This is a genomic window from Desulfovibrio desulfopostgatei (genome assembly GCF_053570645.1).
Genome location: NZ_JBRBQS010000002.1, coordinates 432,864 through 455,039 on the forward strand (window position 1 = coordinate 432,864; position 22,176 = coordinate 455,039).

22 protein-coding genes are annotated in these 22,176 nt (G+C 60.2%); 15 read left to right on the top strand and 7 right to left on the bottom strand.

The genetic code is table 11. The features are described from left to right. Nucleotide 1: 1 nt before the first annotated feature. From cbiE to ACUZ9Q_RS01905, 3 genes are read right to left on the bottom strand one after another with little or no spacing between them, the layout of a single operon-like run. On the bottom strand, nucleotides 2-2,053 hold the full coding sequence (gene cbiE, locus ACUZ9Q_RS01895; protein ID WP_449247221.1) for a precorrin-6y C5,15-methyltransferase (decarboxylating) subunit CbiE: 2,052 nt from the start codon (nucleotides 2,051-2,053) through the stop codon (nucleotides 2-4). After that, nucleotides 2,050-3,366 carry a cobalt-precorrin-5B (C(1))-methyltransferase CbiD gene (cbiD, locus tag ACUZ9Q_RS01900; RefSeq protein WP_323390327.1) on the bottom strand — a complete coding sequence of 439 codons (1,317 nt, stop codon included), beginning with the start codon at nucleotides 3,364-3,366 and terminating at the stop codon, nucleotides 2,050-2,052. Before cbiD ends, cbiE begins: the two co-directional genes overlap by 4 nt. Before the next feature lie 3 nt (nucleotides 3,367-3,369). Next, on the bottom strand, nucleotides 3,370-4,308 hold the full coding sequence (locus ACUZ9Q_RS01905) for a hypothetical protein (RefSeq protein WP_449247222.1): 939 nt from the start codon (nucleotides 4,306-4,308) through the stop codon (nucleotides 3,370-3,372). Between the two features lie 315 nt (nucleotides 4,309-4,623). On the opposite strand from ACUZ9Q_RS01905, the gene ACUZ9Q_RS01910 reads away from it, so the two are divergent. After that, on the top strand, nucleotides 4,624-5,619 hold the full coding sequence (locus ACUZ9Q_RS01910; RefSeq protein ID WP_022657767.1) for an OmpA family protein: 996 nt from the start codon (nucleotides 4,624-4,626) through the stop codon (nucleotides 5,617-5,619). Nucleotides 5,620-5,702: 83 nt separating this feature from the next. After that, nucleotides 5,703-6,284, top strand: a complete 582-nt coding sequence (locus ACUZ9Q_RS01915) for a translation initiation factor 2 (RefSeq protein WP_192112306.1) — start codon at nucleotides 5,703-5,705, stop codon at nucleotides 6,282-6,284. Between the two features lie 301 nt (nucleotides 6,285-6,585). Here ACUZ9Q_RS01915 and thrB read toward each other — a convergent pair whose 3' ends face one another. Continuing rightward, a complete protein-coding gene (thrB, locus tag ACUZ9Q_RS01920; RefSeq protein ID WP_227118268.1) occupies nucleotides 6,586-7,149 on the bottom strand; it encodes a homoserine kinase in 564 nt (187 codons plus the stop codon). Between the two features lie 253 nt (nucleotides 7,150-7,402). On the opposite strand from thrB, the gene ACUZ9Q_RS01925 reads away from it, so the two are divergent. The 12 genes from ACUZ9Q_RS01925 (at nucleotide 7,403) to ACUZ9Q_RS01980 (ending at nucleotide 18,984) form a co-directional block, all read left to right on the top strand. Then, a complete protein-coding gene (locus tag ACUZ9Q_RS01925) occupies nucleotides 7,403-8,044 on the top strand; it encodes a hypothetical protein (protein ID WP_449247223.1) in 642 nt (213 codons plus the stop codon). Nucleotides 8,045-8,429: 385 nt separating this feature from the next. Beyond that, entirely contained in the window at nucleotides 8,430-8,564 is a 135-nt protein-coding gene (rpmH, locus tag ACUZ9Q_RS01930) for a 50S ribosomal protein L34 (protein WP_022657771.1), read from the top strand. Between the two features lie 36 nt (nucleotides 8,565-8,600). Continuing rightward, a complete protein-coding gene (gene rnpA, locus ACUZ9Q_RS01935) occupies nucleotides 8,601-8,993 on the top strand; it encodes a ribonuclease P protein component (RefSeq protein WP_022657772.1) in 393 nt (130 codons plus the stop codon). Next, nucleotides 8,990-9,253, top strand: coding sequence for a membrane protein insertion efficiency factor YidD (yidD, locus tag ACUZ9Q_RS01940; protein WP_136400527.1), 264 nt, complete (start codon nucleotides 8,990-8,992; stop codon nucleotides 9,251-9,253). The genes rnpA and yidD overlap by 4 nt, the downstream gene beginning before the upstream one ends. A gap of 8 nt (nucleotides 9,254-9,261) precedes the next feature. After that, on the top strand, nucleotides 9,262-10,911 hold the full coding sequence (gene yidC / locus ACUZ9Q_RS01945; RefSeq protein WP_449247224.1) for a membrane protein insertase YidC: 1,650 nt from the start codon (nucleotides 9,262-9,264) through the stop codon (nucleotides 10,909-10,911). 40 nt (nucleotides 10,912-10,951) lie between these two features. Then, a complete protein-coding gene (locus tag ACUZ9Q_RS01950; protein ID WP_449247225.1) occupies nucleotides 10,952-12,436 on the top strand; it encodes a Jag N-terminal domain-containing protein in 1,485 nt (494 codons plus the stop codon). A 159-nt stretch (nucleotides 12,437-12,595) separates the two neighbouring features. Continuing rightward, nucleotides 12,596-14,020 carry a tRNA uridine-5-carboxymethylaminomethyl(34) synthesis GTPase MnmE gene (mnmE, locus tag ACUZ9Q_RS01955; RefSeq protein ID WP_027180648.1) on the top strand — a complete coding sequence of 475 codons (1,425 nt, stop codon included), beginning with the start codon at nucleotides 12,596-12,598 and terminating at the stop codon, nucleotides 14,018-14,020. Nucleotides 14,021-14,023: 3 nt separating this feature from the next. Then, the gene (locus tag ACUZ9Q_RS01960; RefSeq protein WP_215647965.1) at nucleotides 14,024-14,683 is read left to right on the top strand and encodes a 3'-5' exonuclease; all 660 of its coding nucleotides are present in this window, start codon (nucleotides 14,024-14,026) and stop codon (nucleotides 14,681-14,683) included. Continuing rightward, a complete protein-coding gene (locus ACUZ9Q_RS01965) occupies nucleotides 14,680-15,879 on the top strand; it encodes a GAK system CofD-like protein (protein ID WP_449247226.1) in 1,200 nt (399 codons plus the stop codon). The genes ACUZ9Q_RS01960 and ACUZ9Q_RS01965 overlap by 4 nt, the downstream gene beginning before the upstream one ends. Then, on the top strand, nucleotides 15,876-16,982 hold the full coding sequence (locus ACUZ9Q_RS01970; RefSeq protein ID WP_449247227.1) for a pseudouridine synthase: 1,107 nt from the start codon (nucleotides 15,876-15,878) through the stop codon (nucleotides 16,980-16,982). The genes ACUZ9Q_RS01965 and ACUZ9Q_RS01970 overlap by 4 nt, the downstream gene beginning before the upstream one ends. A gap of 375 nt (nucleotides 16,983-17,357) precedes the next feature. Next, nucleotides 17,358-17,987: a DUF47 domain-containing protein gene (locus ACUZ9Q_RS01975; RefSeq protein WP_192112313.1), complete on the top strand. Its 630-nt coding sequence runs from the start codon at nucleotides 17,358-17,360 to the stop codon at nucleotides 17,985-17,987. Next, nucleotides 17,980-18,984 carry an inorganic phosphate transporter gene (locus ACUZ9Q_RS01980; protein WP_215647968.1) on the top strand — a complete coding sequence of 335 codons (1,005 nt, stop codon included), beginning with the start codon at nucleotides 17,980-17,982 and terminating at the stop codon, nucleotides 18,982-18,984. Before ACUZ9Q_RS01975 ends, ACUZ9Q_RS01980 begins: the two co-directional genes overlap by 8 nt. Nucleotides 18,985-19,394: 410 nt before the next feature. Here the strand turns inward: ACUZ9Q_RS01980 and ACUZ9Q_RS01985 are convergent, their stop codons facing one another. The 3 genes from ACUZ9Q_RS01985 to dut all read right to left on the bottom strand — a co-directional run bounded on the left by ACUZ9Q_RS01985 (nucleotide 19,395) and on the right by dut (nucleotide 21,490). Then, on the bottom strand, nucleotides 19,395-19,616 hold the full coding sequence (locus tag ACUZ9Q_RS01985; protein WP_022657782.1) for a TraR/DksA family transcriptional regulator: 222 nt from the start codon (nucleotides 19,614-19,616) through the stop codon (nucleotides 19,395-19,397). A 129-nt stretch (nucleotides 19,617-19,745) separates the two neighbouring features. Further along, the gene (locus tag ACUZ9Q_RS01990; protein ID WP_215647969.1) at nucleotides 19,746-20,945 is read right to left on the bottom strand and encodes an aspartate aminotransferase family protein; all 1,200 of its coding nucleotides are present in this window, start codon (nucleotides 20,943-20,945) and stop codon (nucleotides 19,746-19,748) included. A gap of 74 nt (nucleotides 20,946-21,019) precedes the next feature. Beyond that, nucleotides 21,020-21,490 carry a dUTP diphosphatase gene (dut, locus tag ACUZ9Q_RS01995; protein ID WP_227118316.1) on the bottom strand — a complete coding sequence of 157 codons (471 nt, stop codon included), beginning with the start codon at nucleotides 21,488-21,490 and terminating at the stop codon, nucleotides 21,020-21,022. A gap of 296 nt (nucleotides 21,491-21,786) precedes the next feature. Between dut and ACUZ9Q_RS02000 the strand changes: the two genes are divergently transcribed. After that, nucleotides 21,787-22,053 (top strand): CD3324 family protein, encoded by a 267-nt coding sequence (locus ACUZ9Q_RS02000; RefSeq protein WP_192112316.1) that lies wholly within the window; start codon nucleotides 21,787-21,789, stop codon nucleotides 22,051-22,053. Nucleotides 22,054-22,176 lie beyond the last annotated feature (123 nt).

A 22,176-nucleotide genomic window follows, 5' to 3' on the forward strand; every position in this document is an offset into this window, starting at 1 on the left:
GCTACCTGCCTTCGGGCTGTGCGCCGGACTGAATGGGAGCAGGCGCGGGTTTTTGGGCGGCGAGCAAAAATACGGGGTTCATGGCCGCCAGATGAACATCGCCGCCAAGGCTTTTGCCTTCAGACGCGCTGATTTGCAGAATTTCCACAGGCCAGCCCATGTCTTCAAAAAAGCGGCGGCACAGGCTGAAACTGTCCAGAAGCACACAACTGACCACCACGCGCCCCCCAACGGGCAGGCGCAGGCATACATGCCCCAAGATGTCATCCCCGTCATCGCCAGAAAGGCCGCCGCCGATGAATACCCGTTGCGGATCAGGCAGACCGGGCAGGCATTCGGGGGCTTGCCCGAGGCGCACTTCCACATTGGCCGCGCCAAAGCGGCGGCGGTTTTCCTGAATGCCCATGGCGCGCCCGGCGGAGCGTTCCACCGCGATCACGCGGCCCTCGTGCGCCAGCACGGAAGCTTCAAGAGCCACAGCGCCCGAGCCGGAACCGAGATCCCACACCACGTGCCCGGCTTCAATGCGCAGCAGCGCCAGAGCGGCGGCGCGCACAGGTTTTTTGCTTATGAGGCCCCGGTCAACCGCAAGCTGGTCGGCGTCAAGCCCAAGATGCGGGCGGCGGGCCGGAGCCATTGGTATCAGCACCATTGTGCAGGCCGGGCCAAATTCGCGCCCGGCGGCATCGGCCAGGCTCAGGTGGCTGACGCATTCATCGGCAGCGCCCATGCGCTCAAAAATATGGGCATCAAACCAGTCCACCCCGCGGTCGAGCAGGTGGCGGGCGAGCACATCGGGCGACATGCGCGCATCAGTCAGGATGCAGAGCGGGGCATTCTTGCCGCAGGCCACGTTGAGAGGGCGCAAATCATCGCGCCCGTGCAGGGAGAGGCAGATAACCTTGTGCCACGGTAGGGAAAGGCGCGCGCAAGCCTGCTGCAGGGAACTGACAGCGGGCAGCAGACGCACGGCATCCGGCCCCATGCGGCGCACTAGGGTTGCGCCGATGCCAAAAAGCAGTGGGTCGCCGTCTGCCAGCACAAGCACACGCTCCCCTGCGGCCCGTAACTGGCTGAGCCTGGTGAGTAGCGGTTCCAGCGGCGTGGTCAGGGGCAGTAGCCGCGCCTTGAGGGCGGGGCCTGCTGCGGGAGGGTTCTCCTGATCGCCTGCGGGATGGCTTTCTGTCGAACTCCCGTCTGTGCCAATGGTTGCGCCCCCGGTTACTCCGTTGCTGGATTCCAGACTGCTGCCGGAAAATTCCTCCAGCAGCATGCGTCCGGCGCAGATCACGTCGGCTTGTTCCGCCAGTTGACGCTGGGCTTCGGCCAGACCTGCCAGACCTCGCGGGCGTGCGCAGTCGAGGCCCATGACCGTGATGGGTTCCGGCGCGACAGTCGTTGGCTCAAAAACAAAGAATGACTGCAACATTTCCGACATGGGCGGCCAGTCATCCTGCTCGGATGTGCCCGCAACGGCAGGGCTGGCGGGCGTAGCGGCGGCGGGTGCAGTAATGGCAGGCGCGCTTTCGGCCTCAGGTGCGGCCTGTGCGGTGTTGGCAGCAAGTGTGTTTGTAGCTGCTGTTGCAGCGGATTCGGCTGGCAGCTCTGCGGGCGTGGCAGGGGCGGCATCCGTGGATGCGGGAGCGGAATCCATAAGGAGGGGCTCATCACTGTCTGATGCGTCCGCATCTGCCGTTTCGGTATTCGCATTGTCAGCGCAAGGCAGCGCTTCATCAGCGGTAATCGGGGCATCAACGCGTGCAGTGTCTGCGTCGGCGGCGTTGCATGTAGCGGCGGGCTCCGCAACTGCGCAGATATTTGGGGCAGCCGCCGGGTCGTCAGCAGGAAATTCCGGCGAGTCGGCAGCCTGCTCATCAACATCGGCAGCGGCATGCGTAATGGGCTCTTCAGCAGAATGCTCGCCGGGAGTCTCCAGCAGGCCAGCGGCAAGAGCCTCGGCCGGAACGGCGTTGGCTGCGTCATCGTCCCGTGTCTGGGTGTCGGGCGTGTGGGTTGGAACGGCAAAGCCGGGCAGTGAGACCTGTTGTTTCATAACGCCAATAATTCCCTGCCGTCAGTGTGAAAAAGGTGCAAGCTCACGGGGCGGCCTGCAAAAAGTTGCGCGGTGCGCGCCGCCTGTTGCGCCACCCGCTTGATAGTCTCTGTTCCTGCGCTGTCTGCCAGCAGCAGTTCCAGTGCGTGAGCCGCTGTTACGCACCGGGTGATAGCATCCGCGCAGGCAGCGCCAGCTTCGCTGGCAAGCTGCGCAAGGGCCTGCATGTCCAGCGTGGAATCCTTTGCATGAGTGTACGCATGCCCTTGGGCCAGCTTGACCAGTTTACCAAAAAAACAGCCCCAGATAATGCGCTCAAACTGCATGCTCCCCACAGCTTGCAGGGAGAACTGCGCAAAATCCGCCACCTGTACAAAGCAGCGCTCCGGCAGGTCGGGGTAGCGCTCCATAAGCAGCCGTTCCGAGCGCCTTCCCGTGGTTAGGCATGCGCAATGGCAGCCTGTGGCGCGGGCCACGGCAAGCCCCTGTTCGATAGTGGCCTTCCACGCATCATGGCTGAACGGACGCACCGTGCCCTGAGTTCCCAATATGGAAATGCCGCCTTCAATGCCCAATCTGGGGTTGAAGGTCTTGTGCGCCAGTTGCGCGCCAGCAGGCACGCTGACAAATACCGTCAGCCGGGTGCGGCCCTGGAGGGCAGCGGCATATTTCTGCTCCTGCGCTTGCAGGGCGTAAGTTATCTGTTGGCGCGGCACCGGGTTGACGGCAGCCTGGCCAACGGGCACAGGCAAGCCCGGCAGGGTGACGCGCCCCACCCCCGGCCCTCCCTTTATAATGATGTGGTCGGGGTATGCAACTGTCGTGTCGGGTGATCCCCCCTCTGCGTTATGGGCGGGTGCCTGCCGTGCCGCATCCTCGGCCTGGTTTGCAGGGAGATGCGTGGGGGGCAGCGCGCTCTCCACCACCGTGGCCGTTATGCGCGCGCCAGACGTGGCGTCAGGGTCATCGCCGCCGTCCTTGATTATGCTGGCGTGGGCAATGGCAATGATATCCGGTGGAGGCGGATCGGCTAGCCCGATTGCGGCGTCAGCTTCGGCAGCGGCCCATGCGGCGTCCAGTTCCGGCGCTGGGCCTGTGGCGCAGCTTTCAATGTTCAGGCGTAGCCAGCCCCGAGGCTCAGGCAGGCCATTGGTGTTTTTGCACTGATTGTGTGCGCCCTGAGCCCTAAAAGGGGGCAGGGGCACCGGGATTGCATCCGGCGCTGTGCCCGTGCGCAACAGTTGCAGTGCGGCCAGCGCTGCCCCTGTTGCTGCGCTGCCGGTAGTGAACCCTTCCCGAAGCTTTTCAGCCATGCGTCAGCTCAAATTGGGTGACAAACTGGATGCCAGCTTTTGGGTCAAGCTAGGGCGGGAGTCTGGATCAGGCAGCCAGACCTTGCCACGTGCCACAAGCGACACCGGGCCGTCTATGCCAGCCATATCAAGGCCGCTTTCAGCAAACAGCCGCACGTCCAGGGCCGAGCCGCCGGGCTGCATGATGGAAAAAGAGCGGCGCGTGCCTGCGCGAGCAAGGCACAGGGCCAGGGCCAGGGCACCGGAACCGCAGGCATTTTCAAGAAATGTTGTTCCGGCATCGCGCACATGCACAAGGGGCAGCATGTCCAGCAGGCCCTGACATTCCCGCCACCAGATAACGCCTGCGGCAGGCTCGGCCTCAAGGCCGTGCTGTTGGCGTAACTGGGCGGCCACTGCATGGCAGTCATCAGGCAGGGGATGCGTTGCCCCGCCAAGCAGCAGATGGCAGATGCCCGGCAGGCGCACCAGATGCGCGCCTTTTTCTATAGTAGTAATGGAATATTCAGGGAGGCGCAGCAGAGCCTCCACCTGCCAGAGCGGGGCGGAGCCGCGGGTGCGCAGGCGTACAGGAGTCTGCCAGCCGGAAACCTGGATTTCATCAAGGCGGACAGGGTGTTCTGCTGGGGCAGCAGCTTCGGTTTTTTGTTCACTGCGAGGGGCAATTCCGTCCAGCACTCCCTGTTCCGGGCCTGAATATTGGGCAGTGTATGCCAGCAAGGCCCCCACGGCGCGGCTGGCATTGACGCAAAATTCACCGCCCGCCATACGCAGTTTATGCTGGGACAGGTTCACAAATCCCGCCTGTTCGCCCCCAAGCATGGAAGAATCCAGCGCCAAAGACGCCAGACGCGCCTGTTCTGCCGGGCGCTGGCCAGCGTCGGGAAAAAGCAGGGTGGTGTTGCCCCCGGGGCTCCATTTGGAAAAAGTCAGTGCAGGCATGGAAAATCCTTGGTTCTTGACAAAGTATGCCTCAGCCCCGGCGGGCTGTCCAGCGCTGGCGGCAGAGCGGGGTCAGCCGCCGGATTTTTGCTGACAAAGGGAAATAATCGGATGTACGTTGCAGTTGGACTGTGATGAAAAAGCGAAAGAGTGTTTCCTATTTACAACTTGCGGTTTTTCCTAAACGCGGGTATGTGAAAGGCAGTTGCCGTCTCCAAGGCCTATGGCTGTGAGTGAGCCGGTAACGTGGCGGGCACACCGCGATTTACTGTTGTTGACGGTAATCGACGACACTAACAACGTTTGGGAGGCAGTATGAAATCGTTTCGTCTTCTTGCTCTTGCGGCCGCTCTTGTTCTGAGCTACGCCGTGGCCGCTGCGGCCGCTCCGGCTTGTAACAAGAAAATTGAGAGCTTCGACTTCGTAGTGGACTATTCTGGTTCCATGATGATGAAGAACGACAAGCTGAAGCAGGACAAGATTGTTGTGGCCAAAAATGTGCTTACGCGCATCAACGCCGCTATCCCCGCTCTGAGCTACAATGGTGGCTTGCACACCCTTTCGCCCAACGGCGCCATCATTGCCCAGGGTCCTTGGGATCGCGCCGCCATGGCCGCTGGCCTCAAGAAGCTGCGCAGCAACTTTGATATTTTTGGCCGCATGACCAGCATGGGCAACGGCCTGCAGGCGTATGAACCCTTCATCTCCAGCATGAAGCGCGACGCCGCCCTGATCCTCGTGACCGACGGCGACAACAACCGTGGTACCGACCTCGTGCAGGTTGTGAGCCAGATGTACGCCAGCCAGCGTAACCTGGTTGTGCATGTGATCTCCCTGGCCGACACCCCCAACGGTGAAGCCACCATCAAAAAGATCGGCGCCCTGAACTCCAACGCCGTTGTGGTGCGTGGTGAAGAACTGGCCACCAGCGATGCCGCTGTTGAACGCTTTGTGCTTTCCGTGTTCTGCAAGGACGAAGACGTCATCGTGCTGCGCGGCGTGCACTTCGCTTTCAATTCCTATGCTCTTGACGGCAAGGCCATGGGCATCCTGAACGAAGCCGCCACCCTGATCAAGAACAACCCCAACAAGCGCGTTGTTCTCTCCGGCTGGACCGACTTTGTGGGTTCCGATGCTTACAACATGAAGCTTTCGCAGGAACGCGCCAGCTCCGTGAAGAACTACCTCGTGAAGCAGGGCATCCCCTCCAGCCGCATGACCGCCATTGGCCGCGGCAAGTCCTTCAAGTATGACAACAAGACCGACGAAGGTCGCGCCATGAACCGGCGCACCGAAGTGTCCTTCGAGTAATCTCGGAGCGTCTTCGCGTCAGTCGAATTAAAGCAAAAGCCGGGTGGTGTATGCCGCCCGGCTTTTTATGAGGTGCATGGCACATGCGTAAGATTCTGGCACTCATTCTCACGTTGGGGTTGACCACTGGCGGTTGCGCCTGGTTTGGCGGCTCTTCTTCCACTGATGAAGAAATAAAGCCCGCTCAGCCGCAGGAACAGACCGCAGCCCCTGAACCGACCCCGGCCCCTGTAGCTCCTGCCAAGGACGCTAAGGGCAAGAAGGGTAAAACCAAGGCCGAAAAAGCGGCTGAAGTTAAGCCCGTTGCCACCAAAAAAGGCGCGAAGACCGAAGCTCAGGTCGCCGCCGAACTCACCATGGTGGGCCACAAGCTGGCTGCTCAGGCTGCCCGCACTGTGATGCCTTCCAAGTCTTCCAGGGAAGTGCGCCAGGACGGCAAGGATTACGTGGGGACCTACATTGATGTGGACTCTTCCAACGTGACCACTGAATTGCGCCCCAGCCCCACTGGTCAGTACGTCGGCTTTATCCGGTATCAGGAAAGGGTAATGGATTGCCGTGGCAAGACCCGTCAGGAAGCTATGTCTACTGCTTCTTGCGAACAGGTCAAGGCTCGCAACATTAACGAACTGATCCGTTTTGACGGTTCGACCTGGCAGTATTAGCAAAAGTAGTAACGCCGCTCTGGTTGCGCGCTGCCTGGCGCTGCGTTCTGCCGGAGCGGATGTTCCACGTTCGGTGTGTCGCCGTTCGTGAAGAGATTTCAGCGGGGTTTCGGCCCCGCTTTTGTTTTTTGATGCGTGAGCGCAGGTGAGGCCCCGGATGAAAGGCGGTGCCCATGGCACGGCAGGGTAGCACCAGTGGGCCGAGCCTGAGATGCAGAATGGGTCGGATTAGACCCTGGCAATGCAATTAGGGAAAAAGGGCCGAGTTGTTCTTGCCTGTGTTGGTGCGGCAAGGGACAGATCAGGCTGCATCGCCTTTCAGAAAACCCTCGGGCAGGTGATCGCGAATCCAGCGCGCGCACTGGGCCGGATTTTTACCCTCGGCGGGGCAACGCAGGGTTGCGTAATATGTGTACAGGGCCTTGCGTTCATTAAAAATATCCTCAAGCTTCTCGCCGGGATTCATGGCAATGCCACGTTCAGGATTGCGGGCGATGCGTTCTTCAATCAGATGAAAGGGCACATCAATATAGACAACAGGCCCAAGCGCAGCCAGATGCCGCATGGCCGCATCGCGGTAGATGACGCTGCCGCCTGTGGCTATGACCGTTCGGTTGGCCTTGATGGCGCAGATTACCTTGCCCTCGGTATCCAGAAAGGCTGCCTTGCCCAATTTGTCGGTAATGTCTTGCAGGCGTGCGCCGTAGGCGGCTTCGATCAGGTGGTCGCTGTCAACAAAAGCCCATCCCAGCTCCTGCGCCAGGGCTGAACCCACAGTGGATTTACCCGCTCCGGCCATGCCTATAAGTGTTATGCAGGGGGCTGGCATCGCGGGGGCTGCTGTTAAATCCGGCTTGCTGGACATGCGGACTCCTGAATTGCTTGAATGGAAACGTATGACCGCGATGCTGTCATGCGCGGTGAATATGGAATTTCTGGAAGTTAATCGGTTAGTGGGAATGTGCCCAAGCCAGCGCTGCCTGTCAACGCCGGGCTTTGCCAGCCGGTGGCTGATGATGCCCAGGCGTTCTGCATTCTCCCCCGTGCCCGCGCCTTCTTTTTTTGCAGGCTAAAGTTTTTTTGCTTCAAGGCCGATAAGCGCAGTAGAGGTGAGTTTTATGCGCAAGTCAGTTGGTATGCTATTGCTTGCTTTTTGGGCGTTTTCCCTTTGCCGCGTTCCCGTTGCGGTTGCCGTGGAGGCTGTCCCCCTGCCGCCTCAGGTTCCTGCTCACACGGCCTCCGGGGCCACCAATCTTACCGATGTGTGGCTGCACAGCGGTGGCGGGCGGTTGTATTGGAATACTCTTGTAACGCCCCGGCAGATTGCGCTGGAAGGGGCGCGGTTTGTGGATCCTGCGGCTGTGCCGGAGTTGTCCATGACTCCTCAGGCGGACAAAAAACCGCCGGTGCGTCAAGCAAAGCGCAAGGTCAAGGTTTCAAAGGCTGCCCCGCAGTCCGCCACATCCCCGGCACCCAAGGGGGTGGGCAAAACATCCCTTCCGGCACCTGTCAGCAGCGCCATCCCGCCCATGAATAACGCTGCTTCAGCGCAGGCCCAGTCTGGCGCTTCTGCCACTGGCCCGGCCAAATCGGTCAATGCTGCACCAGCGCCAAGCTCTGCGCCCATGCCATATTCATCGGCAGCGGCATCGTCTGTGGGCAGTATTGGCGGTGCAGGTGGCGGGGCTATGCCAGATGTGCCGGCACCATCGGCTTTTTCAGCGGATGATGTGTTGCCGAGGGCCAATGCCCGGCCTTAAGGCCCTGAGATTCTGGTAGCATGGTTCGCGATGGCTGCGCGTGTGAATCTGGCTTGCCGTGCGAACCATTCGTGCCGGTTTGAAGTTTCCGCCTAAAAAATGTGCGAACGCGTTGCTCTCAGATTTTTTTGAGCGTGGCGCGTTTACTCTTGCGGCATAATTGCAACAAGGGCATTATAGCCGCGCGTTGTATGTGGAATCTGGCGCTTGACGGAGACCTTGCTGGCGTGTATGTAGCTTGTTCCATATATTTTAACGCCAGGGCAACGCTGCCCTTCTGCGCTTAAAAGCCGGGGGGTAGCCCCAAAACCGCTCAGGCCCGGCGTGCCGCATCGCCCCGGTGGTCGGCCCAAGGCCCTGCCGGAAATTTTTTAAGGAGTCTGCCATGAAAAGAACATATCAGCCGAGCAAAATCAGAAGGGCCCGCACTCACGGGTTCCGCACCCGCATGGCCACCCCCAGCGGGCGCGCCATCATCCGTCGTCGCCGCGCCAAGGGCCGTAAGGTTCTGAGCGCCTAGCGTGGCGGGCTTGTCCCGTTCTACATGGGTATTCCCATGAATCAGAATGGTTTGCCGCAGCACCTGCGGATACGTCGAAGGGCGGAATTCGTGGCGTGCTATGAGCGGGGCAGGCGTCTGCATACCGAGCATTTCCTTGTTTTTGTGCTGTCGGGCAATAGTCCCGGTCTAGCTGCGCGCACTGGCATGGCTGTTTCCCGCAAGGTAGGCAATGCTGTTGTGCGCAATCGCGTCAAAAGGCTGCTGAGGGAATTTTATCGACTGCATCGCAGCGATTTGCCCAAGGAAGCTGACATCGTTACCGTTGCTAAAAAGCATGCCGGAGAGGCTGCGCTGGATTTGGCCAGCGTAGCCGCCGAGCTTTTGCCGCTGATGCGGCGCGTGGTTCGGCGAGAGCCGGGCCGTCCGGCATTGGATGGGCTGCCATGAGTCATTTGCTGCGTAATCTGTGCATATTACCCATACGCGTTTACCAGCTTTGCATCTCGCCAGTGCTTCCCCCCGCCTGTCGGTTTTATCCCACCTGTTCCGCCTATGCCGCAGAGGCCATCATGACCCACGGCATATTCCGGGGCGGCTGGCTTGCGCTCAAGCGTCTTGCCCGCTGCCACCCCTGGGGCGGTTCAGGCTATGATCCTGTTCCACCACCAAGACGTCCCCGTGACGTCCCGCCACTGTCCCAGGAGTGAACGCCCTCATGCAAGACGGAAAAAATCTGATCATCGCCATCCTTTTGTGCCTCGTCGTTATTGTGGGCTGGAGTTACGTGTCCGAGTACATGGGCTGGGTCCGCAAGCCTGATCCGGCCATTGTTGCCCAGCAACAGCAGGCGCAGCAGCAGGCTGCCCAGCAGCAACAGGCCCAGCAGACCGCCACAACCGCGCAGCAGGCCATGCCCGTATTCACGCCCGCCCCGGGCCGCGACCTCACGGTCAACTCCCCCCTTTATGAAGCCGTTTTTCACACTGGCGGCGGCGCGCTGCGCTCCTTCAAGCTCAAGCAGTATCAGACTGGACTCGCGGTGGATTCCCCGCTGGTCAACCTTGTTGACCCCAAGACCGCCGCAGTTGCCCCGCTGGGCCTGGTGGTGAACAGCCAGCCCTCGTGGAGCACTGGCCAGTGGTCTGTGGAAGGCAATGAAAATGGCCTGAATATCGGTGCCGGTCAGCAGGGTGTGCTGCGCTTTGACGGCGAGGTGGACAACCTGCGCGTTATCCGCGAAATGACCTTCAGCTCTGATACCTATCTTATCCGCGAAAAAGTCCGCGTGGTGAACACCACGGATCAGGCCCGCAGCGTTCGCGTCAGCTACACTGTGGCCGCCGATGCCAGCAATGCCGCAGGCGACCGTTACGATGCCATGCGCCTTGCCTGGGACAACGATGGAAGCCTTGGCGAAGAATCTTCGCCCAAAACGCTTGAAACCACAGGTGCGCAGGTTGCTGGCAAGATTTACTGGGCTGGCACCATGAGCACCTATTTTCTTGCTGCTGTGCTGCCCGGCGACACGAGCAACGTGACCGTCAAGGGCCGCATGCAGCAGAACGTGTTCCGCGCTGCCGTTGAAGAGCCTGAAGTGATGCTCGGCCCCGGCCAGGAGCGCGAACTTACGGTTTCTTACTGGGTTGGCCCCAAGGAACGCGCCAAGCTTGCCGCTGTTTCTGACCAGCTTGCCAAGAGTATTGACCTCGGCATGTTCCATGTGATCGCCAAGGGCTTGCTGTGGCTGCTTGAATTTTTCCAGAAGTACGTGAACAACTGGGGCGTGGCCATCATTTTGCTGACGGTCCTCATCAAGGCCCTGTTCTGGCCCCTTACGGCCAAGAGCTACGCCTCCATGGAAAAGATGAAGAAGCTTCAGCCGCACATGGTGGCTATCCGCGAGAAGCACAAGGACAACAAGGAGCTCATGAACAAGGAAGTCATGGCGCTCTACAAGACCTACGGGGTTAACCCGGCCAGCGGCTGTGTGCCCATTCTCATCCAGATGCCCGTGTTCTTTGGCCTGTATCAGGCCCTGCTCACGTCCATCGAGTTGCGTCACGCGCCCTTCATCACCTATCTGCCCGGCACTGACATCATCTGGCTGGCTGACCTTTCGGCTAAAGACCCGTTCTACATCACGCCCGTCATCATGGGCCTGACCATGTTTATCCAGCAGAAAATGAGCCCCCCGGCCACTGATCCCACCCAGCAGAAGATCATGATGTTCCTGCCGTTGATCTTCACCGCCATGTTCCTGAGCTTCCCCTCGGGCCTCGTGGTGTACTGGCTGGTCAACAACATCCTGTCCATTGCGCAGCAGAGGATGATGGCGAAGAAGTTCTCTACATCCGCAGCGAAGTAGGCCGCCCCGGCGGGTTCGCGTGACACAGCAAGGGGTTCGTATGGAAGGATTTAAGGAATTCCAGGGAAAGGATCTCGACAGCGCCATAGAGGAAGCCTGCGGCTACTTCAACACAGCGCGTGAAAAGCTCGAGATTGAAATAGTGCAGGACGCCAAGTCCGGCATATTCGGCATCGTGGGGGCGCGCAAGGCCAAGGTTCGGGCAAGGCGCGTGCAGCTGCGCGAAACTATGGAAAGCATTCTGGGCAGAAAGAACGGCGAAGGGGCTTCGGCCCCTGCGCCGTCTGCCGGGCAGCCCGCATCTGCGAGTGAGAACGCCGGATCTGCGGAGCAGCGCAAAAACGGCGGCAATCGGCAGGAGCAAGCACCTACGGCTGCACCTGAACCGTCTGCCCCGTCAGCCCCCAAGGCTCCCGTTGCTCCCACCGCTCCGGAGGTTCAGGCCGAAAAGGGCCGGGGCGATGGGCGCGACCGCCAGCAGGAGGCCCGGCCTCAGCGCAATCAGCAAGACGACAGACGCAATCAGCAAGACGACAGACGTAACCAGCAGGATGACAGGCGCAACCGGGGCCGCAACCGCAAGCCGCAGTCTCTGGACGCCTTTGAGAGTGAAGAAGAGCTGGACGCCGCCATTAATGGCAATGTGCTGGATAAACCCGCTGATCGGCCTTTTGACCGCCGGGGCGAGCGTAACGGCAAGCCTGACAGAAATGGCGCCAAGCCTTCCGGCAGAAATTCCAGAAACGACCGGGGCCGCGAGCGCACAGGCAGAAATGCCGAAGGCGAAGGCGTGGAGGCGGTTAATCCCGCCGAGACTCCTGCACGCGAAGCCAGAGGGCGACGCAATGATTCCCGGTCGGACAACCGGCCTGACAATCGTTCAGATAACCGCCCCGACAGCAGGGGCAACGGCAGGGCAGAGGTCCGTTCCCCACAGCGCGAGAACAATCGCCCCGAGCGCGCACCGCGCCCTGACGCCCCGGTTGATGGACTGGAAGATGATTTTGAAGCCGCAGGCGAAGGTTTGCCGGTTACTCCTCTGGAGCAGCTTGACGCCGCTAAGCTTGAAGCCCTTGTGGATGAAACCGTGCGCAAGCTCATCCGCCCCATCACTGGGGACGGCGTGGGCATCACCGTCAAGATCGGCGGTGGCAGGGTTTATGTGGGCATTGATTGCGATGAAGACTCCGGTCTTCTGATAGGCCGCGAAGGGCAGACCCTTGCCGCCCTGCAATACATGATATCGCGCATTGTATCGCGCGGCATGAACGCAGCCGTGCGGGTGCAGCTTGACGCCGGTGAATACCGCCGCCGTCAGGATGAAAAACTGCGCGAAATGGCTCTGGCTCTTGCAGACAAGGTGCGCCAGAGCGGGCGCTCCTACTCCACAAGGCCGCTTTCTTCGTACCATCGGCGTATTGTGCACGTGTGCCTGCAAGAGGCTGTTGACGTGCAGACCCGCAGCACGGGCGATGGCCCCATGAAGCGCGTGGTCATCATGCGCAGAAAGGGAGAACGCGTCTAGCCTCAGCCTCACTGGCAGACGCGCGTTTGGCGCGCTCATACCGCAAGCGGGGCCAGCAGGGTCTTGAAGGTGCTTGTAACGTTGCCGGAGAAACAGCCCGACTGGGCGCAGATCTCCGGCAACGCGCGTTGGCGAGGCCGCGCAAACATAGGGCAGGATATGGATACAGCAGTGCAGACAGAACGTGGCGACACCATCGCCGCCATTGCAACCCCTCCCGGTGCCGGAGGGATTGGCATCGTGCGCCTTTCTGGCCCCCGGGCCAAGGAAGTTCTTGCCCGCATGTTCCTGCCCCTTTCAGCACAGGTGGAAAATTTCCATCCCTGGCTTTTGCACCGGGGCCGCGTGCTGGACTGGAACGGCGAGGCGCTCGATGATGCCCTGGCTGTTTTCATGCCAGGGCCGCGTACCTTTACGGGCGAAGATGTAGCCGAAATTCACAGCCATGGCGGCCCTTTTCTGGTGCAGGCCGTGCTTGAAAGCGCGCTGCGCCACGGGGCGCGGCAGGCAGAACGCGGCGAATTTTCGCGCCGCGCCTTTGTCAACGGGCGTATGGATCTGAGCCAGGCCGAAGCCGTCGCCGAGCTTATAGCCGCCCCCTCGCGCGAGGCACTGCGCTACGGGCTCAACCGCCTTGAAGGCGTTCTTGGTCGGCGCACTGCCGAACTGCGTGAAGAACTGGAAATGCTGCGCGCCCAGATGTGCCTTGCCGTGGATTTTCCTGACGAAGAAGTTGAAGGCATGGAGCCAGCGGCTCTCTGCGAAGTTCTCGACAGGGTCATGCTGGCTGTGCGGCGGTTGCTGGCCGGGAGCAGACGGGCCCAGATCGTGCAGCAAGGCGCTGTAGTTGTGCTGGCTGGCGCGGTGAATGCCGGCAAGTCCAGCCTTCTCAATGCGCTGCTAGGGCGCGAGCGCGCGCTTGTGACCGATATCCCCGGCACAACACGTGATTTTCTGGAAGAAACATGCAATCTTGACGGTCTGCCCGTACGCCTGACAGACACTGCAGGCCTGCGACAGGCTGAAGAAACCGTTGAGCAGCTTGGCGTAACGCGCAGCCGCGAAAAAGTTTCTCAGGCTGATCTTGTTGTTCTTGTGCTTGATGGCGGCCTGCTGGGCGAGGAAGGTGCGGCGGCAGAGGTCTGCCCGGACCCTGCGGCCCGCGAGGTTCTTGACTCTGTGGGCGACACGCCCCTGCTCGTGGTGTGGAACAAATGTGACATTTGCATGCCAAAAGTGTTCCCTCCCCGCTGGATTGGTGCGCGAACCTGTTGCGCAGTGAGCGCACTTTCCGATACATATGTCGAAGAGCTTGCAACCATGTTGCGATCTGTGCTGCTTGGGGGCGGTTCGGATACCGCGCCGGAAGACGGCCTTGCGCCCAACGCAAGGCAATCCATGGCGCTGGAAAAGGCTTTGAAAGAACTTGAAGGGCTGCGTGCTGATGTTGTTGCAGGGCAGCCTTACGATTGTTGCGCGGTCAGACTCGATATGGCCGCCGCTCATCTGGGGGAAGTGACCGGGCTTTCCAGCCCGGCTGAAGTGCTTAACAGCATATTTGCCCAATTCTGCATTGGTAAGTAACCTATGGATATGGACGTTTTGCGCCGCAGGCTGAGTTGCGAAGAAATCAACGCCATGCCCCTTTTTCATTACGAGGGGCCGGTGCAGGTTATTCGCACCCTGGAGGACTGGAAGAACGCGCTGCCGGATCTGCGATCCGCAGACCTGCTTGGATTTGATACGGAAACACGGCCTTCCTTTCGCAAGGGACGCCGCAATTTTCCGGCTTTGATCCAGCTTGCCACGGCCAATGCCGTGTATCTGGTGCAGTTGGCTTTTTTGCCGTTCGGGCCACATGTGGTCGAGATTCTGGCAAACCCCGATCAGGTCAAGGCTGGTGTGGGCATCCGCGACGATATGCGTGATCTTGGCCGCCTGCATGACTTTGAGCCAGCGGGGCTGGTTGATCTTGGCGGTGTGGCACGCGCGCACAAAATGCCGAGCCAGGGGTTGCGCACCCTTGCGGCCAATTTTTTTGGCTGGCGTATTTCCAAGGGTTCGCAGTGTTCAAACTGGAGCCTCATGGAACTGACGCCGCGTCAGATTGCCTACGCCGCCACAGATGCCTGGATCGGGCGGCTGATTTTTTTGCGCATGTGCGAAATGGGACTCATTCCCTCCTGTCGCAGCGCCTGTGAGGTTGCGCCGGACAGCGATGCCCTGGCAGCGGGGAGCGCCGTGTGAGCGAAAGTGCTTCGCTGTTCTGCTTTCCTCCGCTTGGCCCCAGACTGGTTTTTTTTACGGGCGGCACGGCTCTGCGCGATCTGAGCCGTGAACTGATCCACTACACCCACAATTCCGTTCATCTCGTCACGCCCTTTGATTCCGGCGGCAGTTCTGCGGCACTGCGCCGCAGCTTTGCCATGCCTGCCGTGGGCGACATCCGCAACCGCCTGCTGGCTCTGGCCGACAGCGCGGTTGTGCCCGCCTCGGTAATGGAATTCTGCGCCAGCAGGCTGCCGGAACAGTCGGCGGAATGCAACGATCCGCACGAACTGCGCCAACAGTTGCGCGCCATGAGCAACGAGGCGCATCCCGCTTGGGCGGCAATGCCGCCGCTGTTTGCAGATGGCTTGCGCCTGCATCTCAATTTTTTTCTGCAACGCATGCCCGAAGATTTTGACCCCTTCCGCGCCTGCCTGGGCAATCTGATTCTGGCCGGGGGCTACCTGCACCACAAGCGGGTGTTTGGCCCGGTCATGGCCTTTCTCAGCCGCTTGCTGCAAACGCGCGGCGTGGTACTGCCCATTGTGAGCGAAAGCCTGCATCTGGCGGCGGAGCTGGAAGACGGTTCCCTTGTAGTGGGCCAGCACCGCTTTAAAAATCTCAGCGGCGCTGTGCGGCGGTTGTTCCTCACCGTGCACGAGCCTGACCGGGGAACCGAGCAGGCAAAAAAGTTGCAAACCCCCTGCCGTCCGCCCCTTGCCCCGGCCTCGGTGGCCTATCTGCGGTCGGCGGCGGCCATCTGCTACCCCATGGGCAGTTTTTACACCAGCGTGCTTGCCAACTTGTTGCCCCAGAATGTAGGGCGTGCCGTGGCTGCCGTTCAGTGCCCGAAAATTTTTATTCCCAATACCGGAACAGACGCCGAACTGCACGGCCTGACCGTGGCGGGGCAGACTGCCATGATTTTGCGGCATCTGCGCGAAGACGCCCCCGACGCCCCCACCGAGGCCCTGTTGCAGACCGTGCTGGTTGATGCCCGCAATGGTCGCTATGAGGGCGGGCTGGATGCTGGAGAGCGTGACGCCCTCGCCCAACTGGGTGTACGGCTGGTAGAAAAACATATGGTGTACGAAAATGATCCGCAGCGCCATGTGCCGGAATTAACCGCCAAAGCCCTGCTGGAGCTTGTTCCCGGCAGTTCGGTGACCCTGTGAGCAATGAAATTTCCTCCGCATCTTGCGCCGAGCCGCAGGAAGCGACTGCAAAACAGTTTGAAGCCTCCGGTGCAGACATGGTCGGTCAGAGGCTGGACTATGCCCTGACCTTGCTGCTGCCGCAGATGGGCCTGCGAGGGCGCAAGCGCAGCATTGAAAGTGGTCAGGTACTCGTCAACGGGCGCTCCTGCACGGCGGCCCAACGTTTGCGCAAAGGGGATGTGGTTTCACTGGCTGATGCGCCGGGCGCAGATCAGCAGGTTCAGAGTGCCGCTGCTGGGGCAACCGTAACTAGCGCATGCCCCGCAGATGCAAATGTTGACACGTTGCCGCGTCTTTTGGAGCGTCAGGGCGAGTTCTGTTTTTTTTACAAGCCCGTGGGCCTGCACACTGCCGCTTTGACAGGCGGCAGGGGCCACAGCCTGGAGAGCATGCTGCCGCAGTTGATGGCAGGGCAGGGCTCCACTGAGACTGATCCCCAAGATGATGCGGGTATGAGTGCGGAGGCTTTGTCCCCTCAGTTGATGCAGCGTCTTGATTACGGCACTTCTGGCATTGTGTGCGCGGCGCTTTCCCCGCAGGCGGCCAAGGCTTTTCGGCTGGCCGAGGCGGCTGGCCGCTGCGAAAAGCGTTATATTGCGCTTTTGGCCGGGCGGCTGGAAGAAGATTTTACCGTGACTTTTGCCCTGCGCACGGACAAGCGCAGCAAAAGCCGCGTGCTTGATCGCGATGCCGGCTGCACGCGCTGGACAAATTTTACGCCTCTCCATTACTTTGATGGGGACGACCTGCCGCAACTCGCCCTCACAAAAGACTCCCAATTTCACCGTGTTGGGCTGACGCTGGTCGGGTGCCGCATCCGACGTGGCGCACGCCACCAAATCCGAGCGCATGCCGCCGCTGTGGGGCACCCCCTGTGGAACGATCCCCTCTACGCAGACAAAGATCCCGAAGCTGAAGCTCAAACATCCCACGGCACGTTCTATCTGCACCACGGCGGCCTGCTGCTGCCGGGGGCAAACTGCATCATGCCGCCGCCCTGGTCTTTTTTGCCAAAAGCTGTTGGCCGACAAGTTTTGGAATGGCTGACATCTATTGATTAAACTCCCACGCAGGTTGAGTTGGCGTCCCCTCCACGCAGCAAAGCATTGCGTGCAGAACACGCCTGGATTATAGATTGTGCGTTCAATCCAACGAGAATCTTTCCCGCGGAAAGTCGCGTCAGACGCGGGAATGCGCAAAAAAGTGACCTCATAACATACCGCCATGATTTGAGTTCTTTTTTGCGCATTGAAAAGTTTAATTTGACGCCCTGTTTTCTCTTGGCACAAAGTTCTGCCCGGTATAAACGGAATGGGTCAAACGGGCTGGCGAAGTGATGCACTGCTCGCCCCCGCAAGCTGCATGCCAGGGCAAAGCCTGCGCAAACAGCTACCATTCGTGGCGCTCCGCGCTTGCAACCAGTTCAAGGAGAAAGGATGTTTCCTGCTCTACTGCCTAAATCCGCTCCGTTTTTTGCCATGCTCAACGAGCAGAATGATCTGCTGCGCCGCATGTCCGCCCTGCTGGTAAACATGCTGGAAGACGTTTCCAACATGGATCACGTGCACAAGGAAATCGCCTTTCTGGAAGAAGAGGCCGACCTGCTGCACAGCAAGATCATCCGGGCGCTTTCCCAGACGTTTATCACGCCCATTGACCGCGAGGACATCCTGCGCATCAACCAGGAACAGGAAGAGTGCATGGACTGCCTGCACAGCCTGAGCACGCGGCTGCATATTTTTGAATTTGCCTCGATCCGCTTTCCCGCCTTGCAGATGGCGCGCACCATCAGCTCCATGCTTGATCTGACCTATGAAATGCTTGCCGGCCTCGCCAATCGGCGCGACTGCCACAAGACCCGTGCTTTTCGCGGCCTGCGCAGCGAATGCGACATGGTGCTGGCCGTGGGCCTGGCGGAACTGATGGACGAGCATCAGGAACTGACAAGCAAGGCCCTCATGCGGGTGCTCAAGTGGAGTCAGGCCTATGAGCGTATGAACATCCTGCTTGAGCAGGTCAATGCGCTGGCGGAAACCATTGAAGAAGCGGTGCTGAAAAATGTTTGATATCCCCGTGCTGCTGGCGCTCATTGTGCTGGTGGCCCTGGTGTTCGACTTCACCAATGGCGCGCACGACTGCGCCAACGCCATTGCCACCGTGGTTTCCACCAAGGTGGTGACGCCGCGTTTTGCGGTGGGCGCTGCGGCCTTGCTCAATCTGGGCGGGGCGCTGCTTGGTACTGAAGTGGCAAAAACACTGGGCAGCGGCATTGTTTTGCCGCACGTGGTGGAGGGGAGCCACGTACTTGTGCTGGCCGCTCTCGTGGGGGCCATCACCTGGAACTGCATAACCTGGTATTTCGGTATTCCGTCATCGTCTTCCCATGCCCTGATTGGCGGGCTTATCGGCGCCGCCGTGGCCGATGCAGGCTTTAGCGCGCTGAACGGCAAGGGCATCTGGGACAAGGTGCTGGTGCCCCTTGTGGCCTCGCCTCTGGCTGGCTACGCGGTGGGTTTTTGCTGCATGTGGATCATCTATTGGATCTGCGGGCATATACACCGGCGCAAGGTCAATGCCTCGTTCCGGCGTTTGCAACTGCTCTCCGCCGCATTTATGGCTACCAGCCACGGCCTCAACGATGCGCAGAAGACCATGGGCATCGTCACCCTGGCCCTGATGATTTTTGGCAAGATCGACACAGTGGAAGTGCCCCTGTGGGTCAAGCTTTCCTGCGCAGGGGCCATGGCTCTTGGCACCGCCGTGGGCGGCTGGAAAATTGTTAAGACCATGGGGCACCGTATTTTCAAGCTGGAGCCGGTGCACGGCTTTGCCGCGGAAAGCTCCGCCGCCCTGGTCATCACCGGCGCATCCCTCATGGGTGCCCCGGTCAGCACCACGCACACCATATCCGCCTGCATTTTTGGTGTGGGGTCTACCAAAAGGCTTTCAGCCGTGCGCTGGAATGTGGCCGCAAATCTGGTGACGGCATGGGTGCTCACCTTGCCCGCTGCTGCAGGCGTGGGGTTTGTTTCTTACTGGCTGCTGCATTTTATCTGGAACTGACCGGACTTGGCACGCACTGCGCTGGCCTGGCGGCCTGCCTTGCAAGCGAGATCATTCAAAAACCCTGTCCCCGCGATCTGCCGGGACAGGGTTTTTCGTTTCAGGGGGATGCAGTGCCTCGGGCATTTATTTGTCTGCCTGATACAGCCAGTGAGCATCAAGTTCTTGTCAGAACAAGAATGGTCCGGGGAATGTCGCAATGATTGCGGAGATGGAAGGGCTTGCAGAGGGGGAGAAAATTGCGCGCAAATGGTGCCGTCACGCTGGCAGGATCAAAAGCCGAGCGCAATCAGTACGCGCTCGCCTGTGTGCGGGCGCGCTGCAATGCAGATATCGCCGGGGGTGTCGGGGCCGCAGCCCTACAGCACAAGGTACGCCAGCGGCAGGCCGCAAGGGCAACCCTGTGAGGGCTAGTCGCGGCTGCCTTCGCGTTCTTCCTGGCAGGCGCGGCACAGGCCAACACCGGGCAGGGCTTCAAGGCGCTTGGCGGGGATGGGGTCGCCGCATTCACGGCAGCAGGCTACGCCGTTGATCCATTCCGGGCCGCCGCGATCCACAGCGGCGCGGGCCCGCAAGAGGGCTGATTCGCGGTCAAGGCGCTCCAGCTCGGTAGCCTGATCAAAAACGTCCATGAGTACTCCTTGTGTAAAGCAAGCGGCAACCCCGCAGAGCGGGGTTGCCGTAATTTTTGCAGAATATTTTCAGGAAGCCCTATGTAGTGTACAATCGTGCTTCTGTAAAGACCCGGACAGGTCGATTTTTTAAAAAGCCTTCAAAATGTCTTCGAGCGTGGTCACAAAGCTATCCAGATCCGCCTGCTCAATGTTCAGGGGCGGCAGGAGGCGCAGGGTGATGCCGTGGCTCAGGTTGCATATGAAGCCCCGGCGCAGCAGTTCTTCCCACACATCCTTGCCGGAGACGGTCAGCTCAATGCCCAGCATGAGGCCAATGCCACGCACTTCGCGGATCTTGCCGGGAACGCGCTTTTGGAGCGCGGCCAGCTGGGCCTTCATGTGCTCGCCCAACGTGCTGGCGCGGTCTGCCAGCTTGTCGCGCAGCATGATTTCAACCGTCTTGGCCGCCACAGCGGAAACAAGCGCGCCGCCGCCAAAGGTGGTGGCGTGGCTGCCCGCCTCAAAGCCCTGCGCAACTTCGTCCGTAGCCAGCATGGCGCCCATGGGCAGGCCGTTGGCGAGGGATTTGGCCATGCTGATGATGTCGGGCGTGAGGCCGCAGGTCTGGAAGGCCCAGAACTTGCCGGTACGGCACAGGCCCGCCTGCACTTCATCGCACATAAAGAGGATGTCGTGTTTGCGGCACAAGGCCTCAACACCGTGCAGGTAGTCTGCGGGCAGGGGCACAATGCCGCCTTCGCCTTGCACCACTTCAACCAGCACTGCGGCGGTGGCGGGGGTGATGGCGGCTTCCATCGCTGCGAGGTCGTTGGCCGGAACCTGCTTGAAGCCCTCGGGCAGGGGGGTAAAACCATTGCTCAGGCTTTCGCGGCCCGTTGCTGCCAGCGATCCGAGCGTGCGGCCATGAAAGCAGCCCTCGAGGGTGATGATTTCGTAGGCATCACGCTTTTTCACGCTGCGCATGTAGCGGCGCGCCAGCTTTATGCAGGCCTCGTTGGCTTCTGCACCGGAGTTGCAGAAAAAGGCCTTGCTGTGGTGGCTCGTTGAGAGCAGCAGCCGGGCCAGTTCAAGCTGTTCTTCCTGATAAAACAGGTTGCTCACGTGCCAGAGCTTGTGCGACTGGGCCTCAAGGGCGGCGCAGATTTCATCATTGCAGTGCCCAAGGGCAGTTACGGCAATGCCCGCCAGCAGATCGACATATTCCTTGCCGTCCACGTCCCAGAGTCGCGCGCCCTTGCCTCGCACGATAGCCAGCGGGTAACGGCTGTAGGAACGGCAGAGCAGGCTCTCTTCCCCGGCTTTCACGGCGGCAAAGGCTTGTGACATGGACAAACTCCTTCTCGGTGAACGTATGAATGGTGGAATGGATGAAAGTCGCTGGCGGTTGCCAGCGCAGAGTATCAGCGCCCGGTGTGACCGAAACCGCCGGAACCGCGCTCTGTGGCAGACAGTTCCGTTACTTCACGCCATCGCGGTCGCACAAAGGGCTGAAAGATGAGCTGGGCCACGCGCTCGCCGTTCTGGATGCGGCGCTCCTGGCCGGAGGTGTTCAGAAGGAACACCAGAATTTCCCCGGTATAGTCCGGGTCGATGATGCCGACGCCCTGGGCGACGGTGATGCCGTCGCGCGCGCCAAGGCCGCTGCGCGAGTAAACAAAACCGGCAATGCCAGCCGCGCGGGGCTGCACACTGATGCCCGTGCTTACCTTGAGCCTGCCCCCGGCGGGAATAACCGCTTCGGGCGTATCAAGGCAGGCCCGCAGATCCATGCCTGCCGACTGGCTGGTGGCGGGAGCAAGAAAATCGTCCTGCCCCTGGGCATAGAGTTCACGCGCGCCGGGGCGCACAAACGCAATGTCCACGGGGGCCATGCCCTCGTGGAGGTCGTTTGCCTTTTCGGCGGCGTGCTGCTGTGCGTGGTCGTCGTGCATCGGTTGTTACTAGCGTAGCTTTTCGTTGGGGGCAAGAGCCGGATTGGGGCGCAACCCTGTTGACTTGGCATTTTGCTGTGTATACAGAAATTCTATTATTAACACTCAACAGGATTATTGGATGTACACTTACCAGGATTCTGCCCGTTATGCATAGCAGGGGCTATTGCATAACAGCTTGATTGTTTAGGCAATAGCCCTTGCTCCGTCCTGACATCTCATCGGGAGGAAGCATTATGGGCTATAAAAAAGCGACTAAAGTTCTGCCGCAACATTTGTTGCGGGCCATACAGGAATATGTTGACGGGGAATACCTGTACATTCCCCGCAAGGAAGAAAACAGAAAACACTGGGGAGAAGCTGCCCCCAACCGTGCGTTCCGTGTTGCCAGAAACAGCGAGATAGTTGCGCGGCGCAAGGCGGGCTGGTCTGTTGCGCAACTGGCGGAACGGTATTTTCTTTCCGAAAAAGCGGTTTACAAAATTCTTGCGGCCTTGAACTGAGGCTGACTGAGCCCCACTGAATCTGGCGGCGGCTGGCCGGATTATTCCGGCTGTTGCGGCTATGCTCGCAGGAATGCATTTGTTTGCCTTCAGCGCCCTGACGTGTCGGGGCGCTTTTTGTTG

Bases quoted from the DNA above. Each gene is read 5' to 3' on its own strand.
- ACUZ9Q_RS01975 (WP_192112313.1), top strand. From the start codon at position 17,358: ATGTTTCCTGCTCTACTGCCTAAATCCGCTCCGTTTTTTGCCATGCTC.
- ACUZ9Q_RS02000 (WP_192112316.1), top strand. From the start codon at position 21,787: ATGGGCTATAAAAAAGCGACTAAAGTTCTGCCGCAACATTTGTTGCGG.
- thrB (WP_227118268.1), bottom strand. From the start codon at position 7,149: ATGTCCAGCAAGCCGGATTTAACAGCAGCCCCCGCGATGCCAGCCCCC.
- yidC (WP_449247224.1), top strand. From the start codon at position 9,262: ATGCAAGACGGAAAAAATCTGATCATCGCCATCCTTTTGTGCCTCGTC.
- ACUZ9Q_RS01990 (WP_215647969.1), bottom strand. From the start codon at position 20,945: ATGTCACAAGCCTTTGCCGCCGTGAAAGCCGGGGAAGAGAGCCTGCTC.
- cbiD (WP_323390327.1), bottom strand. From the start codon at position 3,366: ATGGCTGAAAAGCTTCGGGAAGGGTTCACTACCGGCAGCGCAGCAACA.
- ACUZ9Q_RS01960 (WP_215647965.1), top strand. From the start codon at position 14,024: ATGGATATGGACGTTTTGCGCCGCAGGCTGAGTTGCGAAGAAATCAAC.
- yidD (WP_136400527.1), top strand. From the start codon at position 8,990: ATGAGTCATTTGCTGCGTAATCTGTGCATATTACCCATACGCGTTTAC.
- rnpA (WP_022657772.1), top strand. From the start codon at position 8,601: ATGAATCAGAATGGTTTGCCGCAGCACCTGCGGATACGTCGAAGGGCG.
- ACUZ9Q_RS01910 (WP_022657767.1), top strand. From the start codon at position 4,624: ATGAAATCGTTTCGTCTTCTTGCTCTTGCGGCCGCTCTTGTTCTGAGC.
- ACUZ9Q_RS01915 (WP_192112306.1), top strand. From the start codon at position 5,703: ATGCGTAAGATTCTGGCACTCATTCTCACGTTGGGGTTGACCACTGGC.
- ACUZ9Q_RS01905 (WP_449247222.1), bottom strand. From the start codon at position 4,308: ATGCCTGCACTGACTTTTTCCAAATGGAGCCCCGGGGGCAACACCACC.
- ACUZ9Q_RS01985 (WP_022657782.1), bottom strand. From the start codon at position 19,616: ATGGACGTTTTTGATCAGGCTACCGAGCTGGAGCGCCTTGACCGCGAA.
- dut (WP_227118316.1), bottom strand. From the start codon at position 21,490: ATGGCCCCCGTGGACATTGCGTTTGTGCGCCCCGGCGCGCGTGAACTC.
- rpmH (WP_022657771.1), top strand. From the start codon at position 8,430: ATGAAAAGAACATATCAGCCGAGCAAAATCAGAAGGGCCCGCACTCAC.
- mnmE (WP_027180648.1), top strand. From the start codon at position 12,596: ATGGATACAGCAGTGCAGACAGAACGTGGCGACACCATCGCCGCCATT.
- ACUZ9Q_RS01925 (WP_449247223.1), top strand. From the start codon at position 7,403: ATGCGCAAGTCAGTTGGTATGCTATTGCTTGCTTTTTGGGCGTTTTCC.
- cbiE (WP_449247221.1), bottom strand. From the start codon at position 2,053: ATGAAACAACAGGTCTCACTGCCCGGCTTTGCCGTTCCAACCCACACG.
- ACUZ9Q_RS01980 (WP_215647968.1), top strand. From the start codon at position 17,980: ATGTTTGATATCCCCGTGCTGCTGGCGCTCATTGTGCTGGTGGCCCTG.
- ACUZ9Q_RS01950 (WP_449247225.1), top strand. From the start codon at position 10,952: ATGGAAGGATTTAAGGAATTCCAGGGAAAGGATCTCGACAGCGCCATA.